General features: G+C 43.9%; 13 protein-coding genes. 2 read left to right on the forward strand and 11 right to left on the reverse strand.

From position 1 onward, the window contains the following. Positions 1–152 precede the first annotated feature (152 nt). Entirely contained in the window at positions 153–668 is a 516-nt protein-coding gene (locus U1I11_RS10405; RefSeq protein WP_322906033.1) for a GNAT family N-acetyltransferase, read from the forward strand. Between the two features lie 471 nt (positions 669–1,139). Here U1I11_RS10405 and U1I11_RS10410 read toward each other — a convergent pair whose 3' ends face one another. The 7 genes from U1I11_RS10410 to pelA (U1I11_RS10440) form a co-directional block, all read right to left on the reverse strand. After that, a complete protein-coding gene (locus U1I11_RS10410; RefSeq protein WP_322906034.1) occupies positions 1,140–1,367 on the reverse strand; it encodes a hypothetical protein in 228 nt (75 codons plus the stop codon). 37 nt (positions 1,368–1,404) lie between these two features. Then, positions 1,405–2,523 (reverse strand): RNA polymerase sigma factor RpoD, encoded by a 1,119-nt coding sequence (gene rpoD / locus U1I11_RS10415; protein ID WP_322906035.1) that lies wholly within the window; start codon positions 2,521–2,523, stop codon positions 1,405–1,407. Positions 2,524–3,389: 866 nt separating this feature from the next. Beyond that, complete coding sequence (locus tag U1I11_RS10420) at positions 3,390–4,349, reverse strand: L-threonine 3-dehydrogenase (RefSeq protein WP_322906038.1); 960 nt, start codon at positions 4,347–4,349, stop codon at positions 3,390–3,392. 37 nt (positions 4,350–4,386) lie between these two features. Continuing rightward, on the reverse strand, positions 4,387–5,577 hold the full coding sequence (locus tag U1I11_RS10425; RefSeq protein WP_322906040.1) for a glycine C-acetyltransferase: 1,191 nt from the start codon (positions 5,575–5,577) through the stop codon (positions 4,387–4,389). Positions 5,578–5,979: 402 nt separating this feature from the next. Further along, positions 5,980–6,714 (reverse strand): SDR family oxidoreductase, encoded by a 735-nt coding sequence (locus tag U1I11_RS10430; RefSeq protein ID WP_322906042.1) that lies wholly within the window; start codon positions 6,712–6,714, stop codon positions 5,980–5,982. Between the two features lie 45 nt (positions 6,715–6,759). Next, positions 6,760–8,034, reverse strand: coding sequence for an FAD-binding protein (locus tag U1I11_RS10435; protein WP_322906043.1), 1,275 nt, complete (start codon positions 8,032–8,034; stop codon positions 6,760–6,762). A gap of 580 nt (positions 8,035–8,614) precedes the next feature. After that, complete coding sequence (gene pelA, locus U1I11_RS10440) at positions 8,615–9,604, reverse strand: pectate lyase (protein ID WP_322906044.1); 990 nt, start codon at positions 9,602–9,604, stop codon at positions 8,615–8,617. Between the two features lie 753 nt (positions 9,605–10,357). On the opposite strand from pelA (U1I11_RS10440), the gene U1I11_RS10445 reads away from it, so the two are divergent. After that, on the forward strand, positions 10,358–11,104 hold the full coding sequence (locus U1I11_RS10445) for a GTP pyrophosphokinase (RefSeq protein WP_322906045.1): 747 nt from the start codon (positions 10,358–10,360) through the stop codon (positions 11,102–11,104). Between the two features lie 376 nt (positions 11,105–11,480). Here U1I11_RS10445 and pelA (U1I11_RS10450) read toward each other — a convergent pair whose 3' ends face one another. From pelA (U1I11_RS10450) to U1I11_RS10465, 4 genes are all read right to left on the reverse strand, one after another. Continuing rightward, the gene (gene pelA, locus U1I11_RS10450; protein ID WP_322906046.1) at positions 11,481–12,440 is read right to left on the reverse strand and encodes a pectate lyase; all 960 of its coding nucleotides are present in this window, start codon (positions 12,438–12,440) and stop codon (positions 11,481–11,483) included. A 494-nt stretch (positions 12,441–12,934) separates the two neighbouring features. Further along, entirely contained in the window at positions 12,935–14,269 is a 1,335-nt protein-coding gene (locus tag U1I11_RS10455; RefSeq protein WP_322906047.1) for an MFS transporter, read from the reverse strand. Between the two features lie 285 nt (positions 14,270–14,554). After that, the gene (locus tag U1I11_RS10460; protein ID WP_322906048.1) at positions 14,555–15,541 is read right to left on the reverse strand and encodes a GGDEF domain-containing protein; all 987 of its coding nucleotides are present in this window, start codon (positions 15,539–15,541) and stop codon (positions 14,555–14,557) included. Between the two features lie 102 nt (positions 15,542–15,643). Then, on the reverse strand, positions 15,644–17,386 hold the full coding sequence (locus U1I11_RS10465; RefSeq protein ID WP_322906049.1) for a proline--tRNA ligase: 1,743 nt from the start codon (positions 17,384–17,386) through the stop codon (positions 15,644–15,646). Positions 17,387–17,718 lie beyond the last annotated feature (332 nt).

A 17,718-nucleotide genomic window follows, 5' to 3' on the forward strand; every position in this document is an offset into this window, starting at 1 on the left:
TGATGAAAGAGGTTGATGAAAGAAGAAGGAGAACCCCTAAGTTTAAGCTGTTTTTAAGACTTTGGGCTAGCATAGCAGCGCAGTTTGTGGTTCACTGAAATAAACAGTAGTTTTTTCATTGTTTTGGATAGAATAGAAGGGTGGAGAGAGTTTTGATCGAAACAAAACGTCTTATGATTAGAGAAATGGTGTATTCCGATTATGAGGCATTATGTAAAATATTGTGTGATGAGGAGGTAATGCATATTGGTTATGGTAGCGCGTTTAATTTAGAAGAAGCGCAAAATTGGCTTCACAGGCATTTTAAACGATATAAAGAGTGTGGTTTTGGATTTTGGGCTGTCGTCTTAAAAGAAACGAGCGAAATGATTGGTCAGTGTGGCTTGACCATGCAAAACTGGAAAGGAAAAGAAATTTTAGAAATAGGATATTCATTTCAAAAAGCACATTGGCACAAAGGCTATGCAACAGAATCAGCAATTGCTTGTAAGGAATATGCTTTTTCCGTTCTTGATGCAAATCAGGTTTATTCTATCATCAGGGACACCAATATAGCTTCCCAAAAAGTGGCTATTGGAAATGGCATGAAGATTATTGATAAAGATACTAGAAATTTCAGGAATATAGATATGGAGTTGTTTCTGTATTGTGTAGAGCGAACCAAATAAACATATGAGTAGGTTGCATTGTTTAGAAGCATCATGGTGGATATACACTTATTAAATAGAGTATAGAGTATCGTTTTCGATAGTTATACATATGTACAAAATACGAGTTTTGTGAAAAAGTTATCTATATACTGTTTAATTTCAATTAGTTTATATCCATGAGTGTATACAAAAATCAAGCGCTGATCATGTCAGGATTCTCCCTTAATAATTAGCGCTTGATTTTTGAGTCATTTTGTATTTATACTACTACTTTTGTTACAAAATCTCTGATGTTTTAAGTATGACTTCTTCAGCCATAAATTGTATTAATGGATACATCCGTGTTTCAAATGAAGTTTTTCTTGCCAGCAGAAAGTTTCAAAGCGCTTTAGCGAAGTTAACCTTCTTTAACTGTTAAAAAAATAAATACAGCCAAGTGCCAAACTCGCTGCTCTTTCTTTTTCTGCATCGGCAAAGTCGTCATGCATCTTACTTAGAAATATCATGCCACTCTACAATAAACTCTCCTTCAAAGTCGCTGTCCTCATGCTTGCTCCGTTCTTCGAGCGCATTCCCACATTCGCAGGCCATTTGGTCGGCGCCATAATTGTCCGTTCCAAAACTAATACGCTCATTTCGAAAATTGGGACGTCTTCCCGGCACGAGCTTCTGTTCCTCGCCGCATTTCAAGCAGCGGATCATAAATCCGGCTTCCATACTGCCACCGCCTTCTGTAGTTGTTCATAATGTGAGCTTATTCCAAAAAATCTTTCAATCGCTGGCTGCGACTTGGGTGTCTCAGCTTGCGCAGCGCCTTCGCCTCAATCTGACGAATACGCTCGCGGGTAACGCCGAACACTTTACCCACTTCCTCTAGCGTTCTTGTACGGCCATCATCCAATCCAAAACGAAGACGCAGAACATTTTCTTCGCGTTCGGTGAGTGTGTCCAGCACATCCTTCAGTTGCTCCTTGAGCAGCTCATATGCAGCGGCATCCGCGGGGGCTAGTGCTTCCTGATCCTCGATAAAATCACCAAGATTCGAGTCGTTTTCTTCGCCGATTGGCGTCTCCAAGGACACGGGCTCCTGAGAGACCTTCATGATCTCTCTCACCTTTTCTACGGTAATTTCCATTTCCTTGGCGATTTCTTCCACAGTGGGCTCGCGCCCGATTTCCTGCAACAGTTGCCGGGATACCCGGATCAGCTTGTTAATCGTCTCCACCATATGAACCGGCACGCGGATAGTTCTGGCTTGATCGGCAATCGCTCGGGTGATCGCCTGCCTAATCCACCAGGTTGCATATGTACTGAATTTGTACCCCTTGGTATGGTCAAACTTCTCCACCGCTTTGATCAGCCCCATATTGCCTTCCTGAATTAAATCCAGGAACAGCAGGCCACGGCCGTTATAACGCCTCGCAATACTGACGACTAGCCGCAGATTCGCTTCAGCCAATTTGCGCCTCGCGACTTCATCCCCCTCCTCGATTTTTTGAGCCAATTCCACTTCTTCTTTTGCGGATAGCAGGGGAACACGCCCGATTTCCTTCAAATACATCCTAACTGGATCATCTATTTTAATGTCAGACGGAAGGAGTACGTGCTCCTCCATATTCAGATCATCCATCACAGGAGCATCTGAGTTATGCGGCTGCTCCTCTTGGGATTCGTCGCCTACATCAATCCCATTTTCAACCAGGTGCTCAAAAAATTCATCGAGCTGCTCCGGGTCTTGATCAAACGGAGCGAGCTTATCTATAATTTCCTTGTAGGTCAGCGATGCGTTTTTCTTTCCTTGTTCCAATAAAAACTCTTTCGTTTGTTCAAGCGTAAACTCAGTGTCTAATCCTGCCTGCTGTTCGTTCGTCATCCTTCAGCTCCCTCTGCTTTGAAAACAGAACTTACTTTTGTATTTTCAAGCTTGTATAAAACCATTCTGTTTCCCGGTCTTGACTATTTCTCTACAGCTGACATCTGAACGGCTGCGTTCGTCCAGTAGGTTGTAGAGTGTAACTATCAGCATCGCAATCATCGTTGGCAATGAAAATTGCACTAACAGCCTTCCGATCTTATCTTCGCCCAATCTTTAAAATTGATTCATGATTCGCCCAATCTCTCAGATTACATACCGTTTCAATTGCTTTCTTCATCGTCGTGTAAAATCGTCGTGTAAAATTTTTTCGGTACTTGACACGCTCTTTGATTTATGTTAAATTAATATAAATATTGTGAATATATTATATTGCAATATTGCGCCTTTTTCAAATTTATTTTTACTTTAAATGATTTTGTGCATTAAGTTGTCTGTTCAACCTTATTTCGATGCTTAATCGGGATAAGGTTTTTTTGTTTTAGCCAGCGTTATAATAGGCGCTTGCATCCTACAACAAAACAAGGGTGCATTCTCAGATTCTCTGGAAATACCCCCTTGTTATCTAAAAAATGTGCCATATAATGCCTATCAACAGTTCACTTTAATATACATTTTGATTTCTACTAGCTGTAGATCGCCAATCTAGTACTTTGACCGAGATTAATTTGATTGTTGAATCTGTTTTAAGGTCGCATGGATCAGCATTTCAATACACAATCAAAATTAACATTTAACTTGGTCGAGGTACTAGTAGCTTGTCTCGGATAAATTCACGGTATGCCTAGTTCATAATTGCTTGACAATGAACACGTTTAGGTATGTGTGAACCTGATTTTTATTTGAGACAGCCTACTAGAACCATTTTAAGCTTTACGAAGCACATGTCTTTCGCTCAACTTACAAAGCATATCTTTCGTCATCGCCTTCAAATCATAACGGGCATGAAATCCCCACTCCGTTTTTGCTGCCGTTGCATCTATAGAATGCGGCCAACTATCTGCAATTGCCTGTCTTTTAGGGTCTATATCATAATCAAGGATAAAACTAGGAATTTCCTCCCTAATTGCGGTGGCGATCGCTTCGGGATCAACGCTCATAGCGGTGACATTAAATGAATTTCGGTGCGTCAACTTTGATGAATCCGCTTCCATTAAATCGATGATCGCATTCAGCGCATCTGGCATATACATCATGTCCATATTGGAGTCTTTGGCAATATAAGAGGTATAGCGACCGGTCGTTACGGCTGCGTAATAAATTTCGACCGCGTAATCCGTCGTTCCTCCGCCAGGAGGTGTCATATACGATATCAAACCTGGGAAGCGCAGCCCTCTCGTATCCAAGCCGTATTTGTGAAAATAATAATCACACAGCAGTTCGCCGGACACCTTATTCACACCGTACATCGTATTCGGTCTCTGGATCGTATCTTGCGGCGTATTGTCTTTCGGCGTCGACGGGCCAAAAGCGCCAATCGAGCTTGGGGTGAAAAATTGGCAACCTAGCTCTCTAGCTACTTCCAGTGCATTCATCAATCCACCCATATTCAAGTTCCAGGCAAGCAGCGGCTTCTCCTCCGCAGTAGCGGATAACAATGCAGCCAAATGGATCACCGTATCAACTTTGTATCGCTTGGCGATTTCGAACATTGCCCTATCATTTGTCACGTCTAACAGCTCGAATGGCCCGGATCGTGTAATTTCGTGGGCAGATGACTTCAGGTCTGTAGCCACCACATGATCAGCACCATAGATTTCACGTAATCGTATCACTAACTCCGAACCGATTTGACCTAATGCCCCAGTCACCAAAATTTTGTCCATACGACATTCCTCCCGAAATAGACTCTCGCCAATTCATCTAAATCAGCTTCATTTCCTTGCCTACTTTTTTGTAAACAGCGATCACCTGATCGAGCATCTGCCCGGTATGAGCAGCTGTCGGCATATTGCGTATTCTTCCGGTTCCTTGCGGAACGGTTGGAAACACAATCGCTTTGGCGTACACGCCTTCTTCATAAAGTCGTTTGCTAAACTGTTGTGCTGTTACTTCATCGCCAATGATACAAGGTGTGATCGGCGTTTCACTTTTGCCTATATTATATCCAAGCTGTCTCAAGCCATTTTTCAAATTTATGCTGTTGTCCCATAGTTTCTGGATCAGCTCCTGATCATTCATCAAAATGTCGACCGAAGCGCTACAAGCAGCGATTGCAGCTGGAGGTAACGATGTGGAAAACAGAAACGGGCGACTTCTCAGCTTCAACCATTCGATCAATTGCTGTTTACCAGCTACATAACCGCCGACAACACCGATCGCCTTGGAAAGTGTGCCAATCTGAAAGTCGATGCGGTCAGACAGTCCAAAATGCTTTACCGTGCCTGCACCAGCTCCAAGAACGCCCGAACCGTGGGCATCATCTACATACGTGATCAGATCGAATTGTTCTGCGATTGCTACGATTTCAGGCAGCTTGGCTATATCCCCATCCATAGAGAAAACCCCGTCAGTGATGACCATGATTTTACGGTACTGACCGGATTGTTTCGCCTCTTTCGCCTGCTGTCTCAAATCATCCATATCTGAATGTTTAAAGCGAATGACTTTAGCTTTGGATAGGCGGCAACCATCAATAATCGAAGCATGGTTCAGCTCATCCGATAAAATAGCATCATGCCCATCCATGACTGCGGATATAGCAGCCATATTACAGTTAAATCCCGATTGATATACAATGACAGCTTCTGTTTTTTTGAACTTTGCCAGCTTTTGTTCAAGCTCAATATGAATATCCATTGTGCCATTAATCGTTCTTACAGCCCCTGCCCCTGCACCGTATGTTTGTGCCGCTTGGATAGAAGCATCGATTAAGCGCTGATCTGTTGCCAGCCCCAAATAGTTATTAGAAGATAAATTGATTAGTGATTTTCCATCGATACGAATAACAGCACCATTTGCGCCTTGTAGCGTATCAATAACGTTGTATAGACCTTTTGTCTTTAAATCTGCGATGTTTGAACTTAAAAATTGCGCTAATATGTGACTTGACATTTCATTCCCTCCTCAGTACACATATGTCCTCTCAAGGAAGACATACATTTTTAAAGAAAACGCTTTCAAATTAGGTATTAAGCTACTTTTAATGTATCATCTTTTTTATTCTTTGTACACACATGGAGGACAAAAACGAAGATTGTTAGTAAAAAGACAACACAATGGGCAGAGTTATTTGCGCTTTTGCTACAATATTTGTGAATGTTATAAATATCGCTCTTATCGTGTAATAACACTTTCTATAAAAACACTTTCTATAGAAATCCTTTTTTGGAAATCGTTCATTCGAGCATAGAACAATTAACAAATGGATAATGCCTTTACAACTAAAAACGCCGTAGCTATGATTTAAAATCACAGGCACGGCGTTGTTATCATCTCATTGTTATGATCATTTCGTCAATTAAACCCACCGTTTACACGAATCGTCTGTCCGGTAATCCAGCGTGCTTTATCACTTACTAACAACTGTACCGCATTAGCGATATCTTCAGGTTCTCCTAAACGACCAAATGCATTCATGCGTCGAAATGAATCAACCAGCTCATCAGATTTGCCTTTTAAAAACAAATCTGTTGCGACTTGTCCTGGTGCAATGCTGTTAATTGTAATCCCTTTTGGACCCAATTCTTTGGCTAGTTGACGTGTTAGCTGCTCTACTGCACCTTTGGTAGCGCCATACAAACTGTAGCCTGGCAGCATCGCTCCAGATACCGATGTGGAAAAATTAATAATCGTGCCGCCTGCCCGCATATGCTTCATCGCTTGCTGACAGGCAAAATAAGTTCCTTTTACATTCAATGCCATATGCTGATCGAATTGTTCCTCTGTTACTTGATCCAATGTTAACGTATTCATCATACCAGCATTATTGATCAAAATATCGATTGATCCATACTGTTCTAACGTTTCAGCAAATAGGCGCTCCACTTCGCTCACTTTACGTATATCCGCGTGAATCGCAATTGCCTTACCGCCAGCAGTTTGAATCAGGTCAACGACTTGCTTTGCTTTTTCGCTACTGGATGCGTAGTTGACTACAACTTGAATACCCGATTCAGCGAGTTGAATGGCGACTTGACGACCGATGCCACGAGAGGCTCCGGTCACAATTGCTGTTTTACTCATTTCCATTTTATAATCTCTCCTCTACACCGGGATATGGATATGTCCTTCGCCTCAATCTCCATCCGAATGTGACAGTCCTCGAACATACGTATCCAAATACGCATTGCTAAATTTCCCGTGTGGATCATACTTTTCAACGAGTTTACGGAACTGTGGGAGCTTGTCAAATTGCTGTTGTAGCGTAGCTGCGGGAACCGTGAATAGTTTGCCCCAATGCGGTCGTGCTTGGAACGGTGCGAACGCTTCTTCAAGCAGCGGTAACACACGCTCGACAGCTTGCCAGTCGTCTCTCCATGTAAAATGAAACGCAACGGACGGTTGCGCATAAAATGGGCTTAACCATAGCTCATCTGCGGCGATCGTACGCAGCTCGCTTACGAGCAAAATCGGTGCCAACTGTTCGCGCAGCCGATGAACTGCAAGACTCGCTTCATAGATGTGCTCACGCGCCATAATATACTCGCTTTGCAGCTCCTTACCTGCACTTGGTGTAAACTCCATCCGGAAATGTGCAAGCCGCTCATGCCACATGCCGGGCTTACCGAGCTGTTCGGTACAGTTTTGCGCGTGCATATTTGGCAATGGATGCAGAGCTTCAGTTGCAGGGGTTGCTCCGTAAAAATCCGCTCGTCCTGTATAACTTTCTCCGTCTTCCTCCCTGCTTTTCGTCCATACTTGATGAAAACGCAATTGCTGCCAGTCGGTAAACAGGCTAACACTGTATGCGCTTGCGAAAATGGCTTCGGCATGTTGCTCAAGCTGGGCTACCGGCAGATTTTCATACACAAATTGCCGGATAGGATATGCCGGTACCACTTGTAACGTCAGCTTGGTGACGATGCCAAGTGCGCCCAGATTAATAACGAGCCCGGCAAATTCGTCGTCCCCGGAACGGGCTGTATGCAGTTCACCATCCGCATCGATCCACTCGATCCCTTGCACCGCTGACGCCAAACTACCATTATTGCTGCCTGAGCCATGTGTCGATGTAGCTACCGCACCCGCAATTGTAATATGTGGCAATGAAGCAAGATTGTGCAGTGCGTAATCGCTTTCAGCAAGCTGCGCGCACAGCTCGCCATATGTAGCCCCAGCTGCTACCGTTACTGTACTGCGTGCTTGATCCAATGTTAGCAAACGGTTCCAATGTCGCAGCGATACAAAAACGCCGTCCGTATCGGTCACCGAATTGAATGTATGACCGCTGCCAAGCACTTTAATTTGGCGATGCTGCTTCACTAACTGCTGCAACTGCTCTATGCTGTCTGGACGAATCATATCTGTTGCACCATATGTATAATTGCCTGCCCAATTTTGATAGCTCACTAAATAGCCTCCCTTAATCTCAACTAGATGTTTTTATATTAATTCCTATAATATAGCAAACTTCCGCGCTATAAATCCAGCAGTCGGGTTAGGATCATCAATCCACTAAACGCCGAGCAAGGCACGATCAGTAGGCTGTCTCAAATAAAAATACGGTTGGCATGTACTTAAACGCGTCTGTGATCAAGTCAGAATGAGATCGATATTACTATGAATGTATCTGAGACAAACTAATAGTACATTGACTGCTTTCAATATTGGTTTTGAATCTATACTCTCTCTTTATTTATAACGGTCATCTGCCTGATTTTACATTTACAGTTAAAGCGGTCAGAGTATTAATAGGCAGACCGTGCTAAATGTGCAGTATACTCACTCTCTACGACGAGTATATAAGCTAAATATATCGCTAGCTTACGACTGTCCAATCAAGGGATGAGGGTCGTACAATACTCTGAATTGCTTTCACAAAGTAACAGCAACAGCGTACCTATGAGGCGCTGTTGCTGTTAGTGTGTAGCGAATTTTTATTACAGTTTCTCTCGGTATAGACCTTTTGTCTTTAAATCTGCGCTGCTGCTTAATCAATGCCAAGTTTGCTTGGCCAAGTGCCATACCAGGCGTAACCTGCTCTCCGTTCTTGCTCGATATCCTGTAGCTTATATTTCACCACCCCATCGCGTCCGACAAAGATAGGACGATTGGTGTTAATTTCGTAAAAGCGTGCCCAAAGCGGTGGTGCAGTCGGATCAGCGATCAGACGACCGTCCGATTTGTTGCGTTCAAATCGATAGCCTTTGATTTCAACTGATTTGAGCCATTTTTCCGCTGCCTGAATCGAAGTTTTGATACGTGCATCGTCCGGACGCGTTTTCAGAAATTGAATAATACCAACACTTTCACTCGCTGTAATTGCTGGCACTTCAAATGAACGCGCGCCTGCTGGTTTAAGCGTTTTCTCATTGTATTGCTGGCACCAAGCGGTTAATTTGCCATTGGACACAATTTGAGTCTTTAAAATGCATTCTACCCCTTTGTGTACCGCTTCTTGCGCTTGTTTTGCCAGTGCGTTGCTGATGAATGAAAAGTCTCCTTTTTGATTGGAAACATCCTCTAGCAAAAATAACACATTGGTCATCGCGTCATCATTGAATGTGATCTCGGTATGATAACCTTTACTTTTATACACTTGCGGAAAACCGCCATTGGCATACTGCATATTCAGCAAGAAATGAATCCCTTTGATGGCTGCATCAGCATACTGCTGATCTTTCGTTTTTGTATATGCATCCGCTAGTCGTCGAATTTCGGTATAGGTCGCTTTATTATCGATCGAAGATTTCGCCCATTCCCCTTCATCTTCCGTATAAAACTTTCTCCAACCGCCATCTGGACGCTGATTTTTTAAAATGTCAGACAAGCTTGCTGTCGTACCTGAAGCATCGCCTTTGAAGAATTTCTTGTCAGAGGAACTTTTCGCCATTACGAACGAGTGCGGAACGGTCATAGCAACACCGATTGAACTAAGCAACGCGACAGACAAAGCACATGCCAATGCACGGTTTTTCATTTGAATGTCTCCTTCAATGATCTTTTAGTGAATTTTAATGTTGTTAATACGTTGTTTTATGTCTTAATCGTGATGAGTGTGTGTAAAATTGGCGGTTGTGTTTGATGATTAATATAGACCACTTTACATCTTCTTGAGACAAGTCACTAATCCATTGAGTACAGGACAATCCGCTTCATTATGATCCAGGTAACGAAGTTAATTATGTCCTTATTACTATAATAATAGATCGTAGAATCAATATCAATTTTCGTAAAAGTCATATGATGTTTAGAATTATTTTACATTTTAAAAATATGGATGAAAAATAAATTTCGCTATACTTGAATTGCACGATCGCTAAGCTTACGTACCGATTATGTATCGCCTAATCGCTTGGCTGTGAGCAAATTTAAGCATAGGTAAACTCGACTTTTTATTAAGACAAACGACTAGTAGCTTGTCTCAAATTTATCCAGGGATTGCGTTCGTCTGAATCCTGCACGGTTCAAGCAGGGTTCAGATGGACGTAACCTTACATCTTCCTGAGACAAGTCACTAGACTTTCAACTGCAATAATATTTAGGTATACTATTTATATCAAGAGATAAGCAACTACTACTTTGACCAAGTTCAATGTTAATTTGGATTGTGTGCTGAAATCCTGATCCATGCGATCTTAAAACAGATTCAACACCCCAATTCATCTCGGTCAACGTACTACATATTTCTTGCCTATTCATATTTGCATATTTTGTACGATAGGAGCACATTATGGACAATGCGATCGAACAGCTTAAACATATTCGCCACAATGTTACGCGTTTTATGATGATGTATGAGTTTGCGCTTAAGGAATTGGAAACGAAAATTGAAATTTTAAATGATGAGTTTCTGGCTCTGCATGAGTACAATCCGATTGAGCATACAAAATCACGCGTCAAATCGCCGGAAAGTTTAATGAAAAAACTGCAACGTAAAGGTGGTGCGGAAAGTCTGGATGAGATTCGCGAGACGATTCGCGATATTGCCGGGCTGCGGATTACATGTTCATTTACCGAGGATATTTACTGGGTATGCGATATGCTCAAAAACCAGACTGATATTCAGGTAATCGAAATTAAAGATTATATTAAGCATCCAAAGTCGAACGGTTATCGGAGTTTGCATATGATTATTCAAGTACCTGTATTTATGTCGGATCGCCAGGAATCGGTCTATGTTGAAGTACAAATTCGTACGATTGCGATGGATTTCTGGGCAAGTCTGGAACATAAAATCTTTTATAAATACGAAGGCGCCGTGCCACCACAATTAACTAGCGAGCTGAAAGATGCTGCCGATTCGGCAACAGCGCTTGATCATAAAATGGAAAAACTGCGTCATGAGATCGAATCGATGAAGCTTGCTGAACATGCCGATGAGCATTATGAGCTGATGGATAGCTTAAATGGCGAAAAGATAGTGTTACCTGATGCGCTGTTAAAACTGGCTGGTGGACAGTTAAATACGCTGAAGTAATGGGCTGAAGAAACGCGGATTTGGGAAGTAGCGGCTGCATTGTATATTAAACATAAACATCATATCTATACGAAAAGCAACAGTATACCGTATCCGGTGCTGTTGCTTTTCGTATGCGCTGAGTAGCGAGGTTTATTTATCGTTACCCGTTCATATGCAGTTACTGATCGTTCAAGATCACACGATTCGTGTATCGTGCTGTCCGTGTACGATACTTTCCGGTATTCTCGACATTATTAGTAAGAAGTTTTATTCATTTCATTATGAATGATGTACTTGGATCATGCTGCGGTTGATTTGTACAGTTGCTTTGATTTCTGCTATGGCAATGGCATAAACCTGAAATCAAAGCTCATAATCGAAATAAGCCCATCCACTAATTAATGCCAATCTTACTTGGCCAATTGCCATACCAGGCGTAACCGGCACGGCGTTCCTGCTCGATCTCTTTCAAATTGTATTTCACTACGCCATCGCGTCCGACAAAGATCGGTCTGTTCGTATTCAGCTCGTAGAAACGTGCCCAGATTGGGCTTGCGCTGCTATCGGCAATGATGTAACTGTCAGAGCTGTTGCGTTCATAGCGGAAACCGGTAATTTTAACCGCTTTGAACCAGTCTTCCGCTGCTTTGATCGACGCATTAATTTGCGAGTTGGATGGTCGTGTTTTCAGGAACTTCACGATACCTACACTTTCTCCTGCACTGAGGGAAGGCACTTCAAATGCGCGTGCACCTGCCGGTTTGAGTGAGCTGGCATCATGTTGTTGTCCCCATGCGGTCAGTTTGCCACCGGACGTTACCTGTGTTTTCAAAATACAGTCTACTCCTTTGTCGACCGCCTGCTTCGCTCTGCTTGCTAGCCCGCTATCGATAAAAGAGAAATCGCCTTTTTTGTTTGCCACTTCGTCCAATAAGATCAGCACATTAATCATCGCATCGTCATTGTACGTAATATGGGTGTGGTAGCCGGAGCTTTTGTAAATTTGCGGGAAACCGCCGTTTGCATACTGCATATTCAACAAGAAATTGATTCCTTTTACCGCGGCTGCGGAATATTTGCTATCTTTAGTTTTCATATATTCGGCAGCAAGCCGGCGAATTTCGGAATAGGTCGCTTTGTTGTCGATCGTCGATTTAGCCCAATCGCCGCTCATTTCGGAATAGTCCTTTTTCCAACCGCCATCGGATTGCTGATTTTTCAAAATATCCGCCAAACTTGCGGTCGTACCGGAAGCATCGGCTGCCATGACGACAGTTGTTGGTGTCAGCATCGCCGCCCCCATTGAGCCAAGTAGTGCGATAGACAGTGCACATGCGATCGTACGTTTTTTCATAACAACGTCTCCTTTGAGGTTCATTTGATAAGCATAATTCCTATTCAATGAATGATGTGTGTTTTATGTAATCGCCACGATGAACACGAGACTCATTCTAGCGAAGGGGTGAATATATTGTCAATTATTTACTTTCAGTTCTAACGAAGTAACTTAATGAATGCAATTGCTTTTGTTTCTTTATTGTTATGTGCGTTCGCTTACGAATTAAAGGTCGATTTTTTCATATTTACATAAATGAAAACGTTAACATTTTATATTGGAATGGATAAATGAAAAAAAGTGCATTGCTGCTTCCACTTGTGAATTACACTGCACAGGTACAGATTCGCTGTTTGCAAATAAAAACAGGATTGCCTCTTTCATCAGGCAATCCTGAAAATGATAGCTCCAACTCCAACAAAACGGAAATGGACGCTATCATTCGCTCATTTCGCTTCATTGGCGATTGCGCATCGATATGCATAAAGGCGCTCCACAATTTTATGTCGATTTTAGCTAATTTTCGGCTGTCTAATCGCGCGAATGACTCGTTCCGAACAGAACAGCATGATCAAAATAAAGGCCATAATGACAAACGGGAACAAGCCGATATGCACATAAGCAGCAACCAAGCCAAACAATGGCGGCAGCAGCGTAATACCGGTATAAGCAACCGCCATCTGGTAACCCATCAGACGAGCTGAATTGTCAGTGCCAAAACGTGCTGGTGTCTCATGCAATAGTCCCGGAAAGATAGGTGCCAACCCGATTCCGATCAAAATAAGCCCAGTCATCAGCAATACATTGGGCATTGGCAACATCAACAGTAGCGTCCCTATCGCAGCACAAAGCTGTCCTAACAAAATAAGCATCCGATTCGTCACCCGCAATGTCAAAAACCCAGTAATTAGTCGACCGATCGTAATCCCGGCAAAATAAAGCGAAATCCACCCGGCAGCAAGCCCTGGCTCAATTTGCCGTGAACCGACGAGAAAGCTTGCGCCCCACAGACCGACCGTCGTCTCGACTCCACAATAAAAAAAGAACGTTAACAACGTAAAACGCACACCTGGCAAACGAAACAAGCTCGCACGGCTAGTCACTGTCTCTTGGTTCGCCTGGCTATCGGATCGTGGCGGCTGACTATTGGCTGACTGTTCTGCGACTGTTATAGATTCGCCTGCTGACCCGGACGCCGCATCTAACTGTACCGACTTGCTCCCTGTTTGCCCGGTAGCGGAAGCTGGTAATGGCTCTTGACTACCAAGCTCTGCCAAACGTTCCGCTTGCCGCAGCTTGACTACCTTTTTCCACAATGGCAGTGTAACGAACAGAATGAATACGAGCACAAACTGGATCATCGCTACTGCCGTATAGCCGTTACGCCAGGAACCTTCAGTTGTAATATAATGCGACATAATGATCGGCCCGGCGGTTGCCCCGACACCCCAAAAGCAATGCAGCCAGCTCATATGATGTGCCTTGTAATTGGCGGCAACAAAATGATTAAGCCCTGAATCGACCGCGCCTGCACCAAGACCGAGCGGAATGCAAAGCACGATCAACCATCCGAGTGTAGGCACAAAAGCAAAACCGAGCAATGCGCCCGCCGTCAGGCAGCAACTCACCAATGTGACCCAGCCTGTACCGATCCGCTGGATTAAACGTCCACTTGCCAGACTCGATACGATCGTGCCGCAGGAAGCGACGATCGATAGCATCCCGGCTGAACCGAATGGAGCGCCGATATCACCATGCATAACCGGCCAAGCTGCTCCCAACATCGAATCAGGAATGCCTAGACTAATAAAAGCAAGGTAGATGACGATTAGAAATAATGTAGCCATGATATAACCTCCAAATATGTAATTCACCCATCTACGTACAGATTATGGAAAATCACGACTATCATATCATCAATCACCAATTTTGCAAGCATGCTGGAACTTAAGTAGGCAGTACTAGAGGAGCGATGAGTAGTAAGGATAGTTTCGTCTCTTTGTTAAGCGAAATAAATCGGGTAGCAGATTTTTGCCTGCATCAAAAAGCTTCAACTTCATTACACGTAAAATAAGTTCATAATCATATCGACATAACATATCCAGATCGTCAATGGAAATGACACCATGTTGTTACGTATAAGAGCGGGTTGCAGGTGAATGATCGCTTAGACGCAGCCCGTCATTACTGCAAGCGGCATAACCAGCAATACTTTTACATACCTTTTTCAAACGTGCCGCTTCACCGACAATTTCATCAACCGAGCGATATGTCCGTTGTCGGTTGCTCACAATGGCAATCGACAGCGTGACGAGCGGGATCGGGCCATAATTGCCGAGCCGATCCTCAGCCATGACATAACCAAGCTGTAAGTCGTCGGTATGATACATTTCCTTTTTCAGCTGTTCAAACTCGGTTAAGATTAGGCGGCAGATTGGCTCTACGTCATAGTGATTCATCACGACGATAAAGTCATCCCCGCCAATATGTCCAAGAAACTGATCGGGTAGCGTAACGACCCGGCTAAGCACATTAGCGGTCTCTTGAATCATACGATCGCCCATTTTAAAGCCATAAATATCGTTATACGTTTTAAAATGATCCAGATCGATATATAACACACTATACTGCGCTCGCTTCAAAGCAAGCTCTAGCTGCTCATCGATAATGCGGTTCCCCGGCAAGCCGGTCAGTGCATTGAGGAAAGTTGCCGATTCGGTGCGAAGATCAGCGACGGCGAGCAGCAATTGCCGGATCGTGACCGCACCGTACAGTTCACCATCTTTGCTCACTAGCAACAGATCGTACAATTCTTCGTCTTTACGCTGCATTGCCTTCACACTGACATCGGTAATGGATTCACAATAATCGACAACGAGTGGCTGCCGGTTGGCAAGCAGGCGAATAGGTCGTCCCATGTATAAATTATAGCCGTAATGAGTCGCCAGATGCTGATAGAAACCGACACGCATCATTAAAGCCGGTTCCGTGCCACGTCTACGCACAGCAAGCCCTTCACATTGACGATGAAGTTTGAATAATGCATCCACTTCACTGCAGCAAGTATCCGCTTCTACGATCGGAACTTGCTCTGCAATCTCACCGATCTTTGTAAACATGGTGTTCACCCCTTATTGTTTCCGCTTCTCCCACTTGGCGTATACTCATGCTGTTATCCTAAAAGGATGATATTATCGTAGCAAAAAGCAAGCATGTTTGCGTCAACGTAAGGTAAAATGTGAGCAATCAGTAGCTTTTATAATGTGCTGGCACGCCTGTTCGAGCGATAGTTGCTCATTTTCGCCAGTTAATCGGTTCATCCATTCTACCTGTCCATTGCTAATACCTTTACCGATAATCAGGCGAAGCGGAATACCGATCAGATCAGCATCGTTAAATTTAACACCTGGGCGTTCATCTCGTTCATCAAGCAATACATCGATACCGCGCTGTTTTAATTGTTCGTACACGGTAATCGCCACTTCGCATTGCTGTGCATCCTTCATCGAAATGACGATCAGATGTACATGATAAGGCGCAATCTGTAGCGGCCAGACGATTCCTTGTTCATTGTGATGCTGCTCCACGATCGCTGCCATTAGGCGGGATACGCCGATACCATAACAACCCATAATCAAAGGCTGTCGATCTCCATTTGCCAGTTGTACATCTGCTTGTAATGCTTCACTATATTTGGTGCCAAGTTTGAACACATGTCCCAGCTCCAGACCACGCTTCATGTACAGCTTGCCTGTCTGACAGCGCGGACAGCATTCTCCCTCAATCGCGTTACGAAAATCGCCCTGTTCCACCTGTTCTAAATCACGCGCAGGTACGATATGACGGTAATGATCATACTCGGCATTTCCGCCCATCACCGCTTCCGGCATAGCATATACCGCATGATCGATAATGATCCGAATGCGCTTCTGATCCGCTTGCCCATCATTCAACCGATACGCACCGAGAAATCCAATCGTTGTGCCGGTCATATGCAGTACCGTATCGGCATCGGCAAGCACTAACTCTGTCGCTTGCACATAATTTTTCACTTTTACTTCATTAACGTCATGATCGCCGCGAACGACAACGAGCAGAGGCACACCATCTGCTAAAAATAATAGGCTTTTCGCAATCTCGCTTGTAGAAATGTTTGCTAATTGTGCAACGGTTCTAATATGTGGCGTATGAACCCGTTCCGGCTGTGCATAAACATGCAAGCGAGTTGAATTTTGCGGGATATGGCGATATTCCGCCTTTTCCAAATTAGCAGCATAATCGCAGTCACTGCATAACGCAATGATATCTTCCCCCGCATCTGTCAGCGCGACAAATTCATGTGTTGCACCAGCGTCAGCGATTGTCCCCCCATCGGCTTCTACCGCCCGAAACTGCAATTGACAATGTGAAAATATAGCTTCATATGCGTTGTACATCGACGTATACGTCTCATCCAGCTCCTGCTGATCAGTAGCAAACGAATACGCATCTTTCATCAAAAACTCACGTCCACGCAGCAAACCGGAACGCGGACGACTTTCATCCCGAAATTTGGTCTGAATCTGATATAACGTTACTGGCAACTGACGATACGAACTAAGCTCATTGCGCAGCACATCGGTAATCAGTTCTTCATGGGTTGGGCCTAATATGAATCGCCGCTCATGTCGATCTTGCAATTGCAGCAAATTGTCTCCATATCCTTCATATCGACCTGATTGTTGCCACAGCTCTACAGGCTGCATAGCCGGCATTAGTAATTCCTGCGCACCCACATAATCCATCGCTTGACGGATAAGCTGTTCCAAACGATGAAGTACCCGACATCCAAGTGGCAAATACGTATAAATGCCAGCTGCGGTCTGCCGAATATAACTGCCGCGAACTAACAATCGGTGGCTTGCTGCCTCTGCTTCGGCAGGTGCTGAACGTAATGTGTGAATAAAAGCTTGACTCTGTTTCAATCCATTCCCCTCCTTCATCCATTCTTGATCCATGTATAAGCATCGTATAAGCGCCAAAAAAGCAAAAAGACACACTCGTCAGGGACGAATGTGTCGTGGTACCACCCTAGGTTTGTTTATTTTAGCGTCTGTTTGCATAAGCAGACCCAAATAAACCTCAAAGCTGATAACGGAGCAACCGGCGCTCAGGATATACCTGGTACGCAACTCACAGGATAGGACTTGATCCAATCGCATGCAGGAAATCTTTCAGCCGATGAATTTCCTCTCTGTATTGCGGTCTGGCGGAACAAGGGTCCTGCTCATCGTCGTTAAAGCGTATCTGTTCTCAT

It is taken from the genome of Paenibacillus campi (assembly GCF_034659835.1).
GTDB lineage: Bacteria > Bacillota > Bacilli > Paenibacillales > Paenibacillaceae > Saccharibacillus > Saccharibacillus campi.

What these genes read in the sequence shown, in the direction of transcription:
- pelA (WP_322906046.1), bottom strand. Translation starts at nt 12,440, where the DNA reads ATGAAAAAACGTACGATCGCATGTGCACTGTCTATCGCACTACTTGGC.
- pelA (WP_322906044.1), bottom strand. Translation starts at nt 9,604, where the DNA reads ATGAAAAACCGTGCATTGGCATGTGCTTTGTCTGTCGCGTTGCTTAGT.
- U1I11_RS10410 (WP_322906034.1), bottom strand. Translation starts at nt 1,367, where the DNA reads ATGGAAGCCGGATTTATGATCCGCTGCTTGAAATGCGGCGAGGAACAG.
- U1I11_RS10460 (WP_322906048.1), bottom strand. Translation starts at nt 15,541, where the DNA reads ATGTTTACAAAGATCGGTGAGATTGCAGAGCAAGTTCCGATCGTAGAA.
- U1I11_RS10445 (WP_322906045.1), top strand. Translation starts at nt 10,358, where the DNA reads ATGGACAATGCGATCGAACAGCTTAAACATATTCGCCACAATGTTACG.
- U1I11_RS10420 (WP_322906038.1), bottom strand. Translation starts at nt 4,349, where the DNA reads ATGGACAAAATTTTGGTGACTGGGGCATTAGGTCAAATCGGTTCGGAG.
- U1I11_RS10425 (WP_322906040.1), bottom strand. Translation starts at nt 5,577, where the DNA reads ATGTCAAGTCACATATTAGCGCAATTTTTAAGTTCAAACATCGCAGAT.
- U1I11_RS10455 (WP_322906047.1), bottom strand. Translation starts at nt 14,269, where the DNA reads ATGGCTACATTATTTCTAATCGTCATCTACCTTGCTTTTATTAGTCTA.
- U1I11_RS10430 (WP_322906042.1), bottom strand. Translation starts at nt 6,714, where the DNA reads ATGGAAATGAGTAAAACAGCAATTGTGACCGGAGCCTCTCGTGGCATC.
- rpoD (WP_322906035.1), bottom strand. Translation starts at nt 2,523, where the DNA reads ATGACGAACGAACAGCAGGCAGGATTAGACACTGAGTTTACGCTTGAA.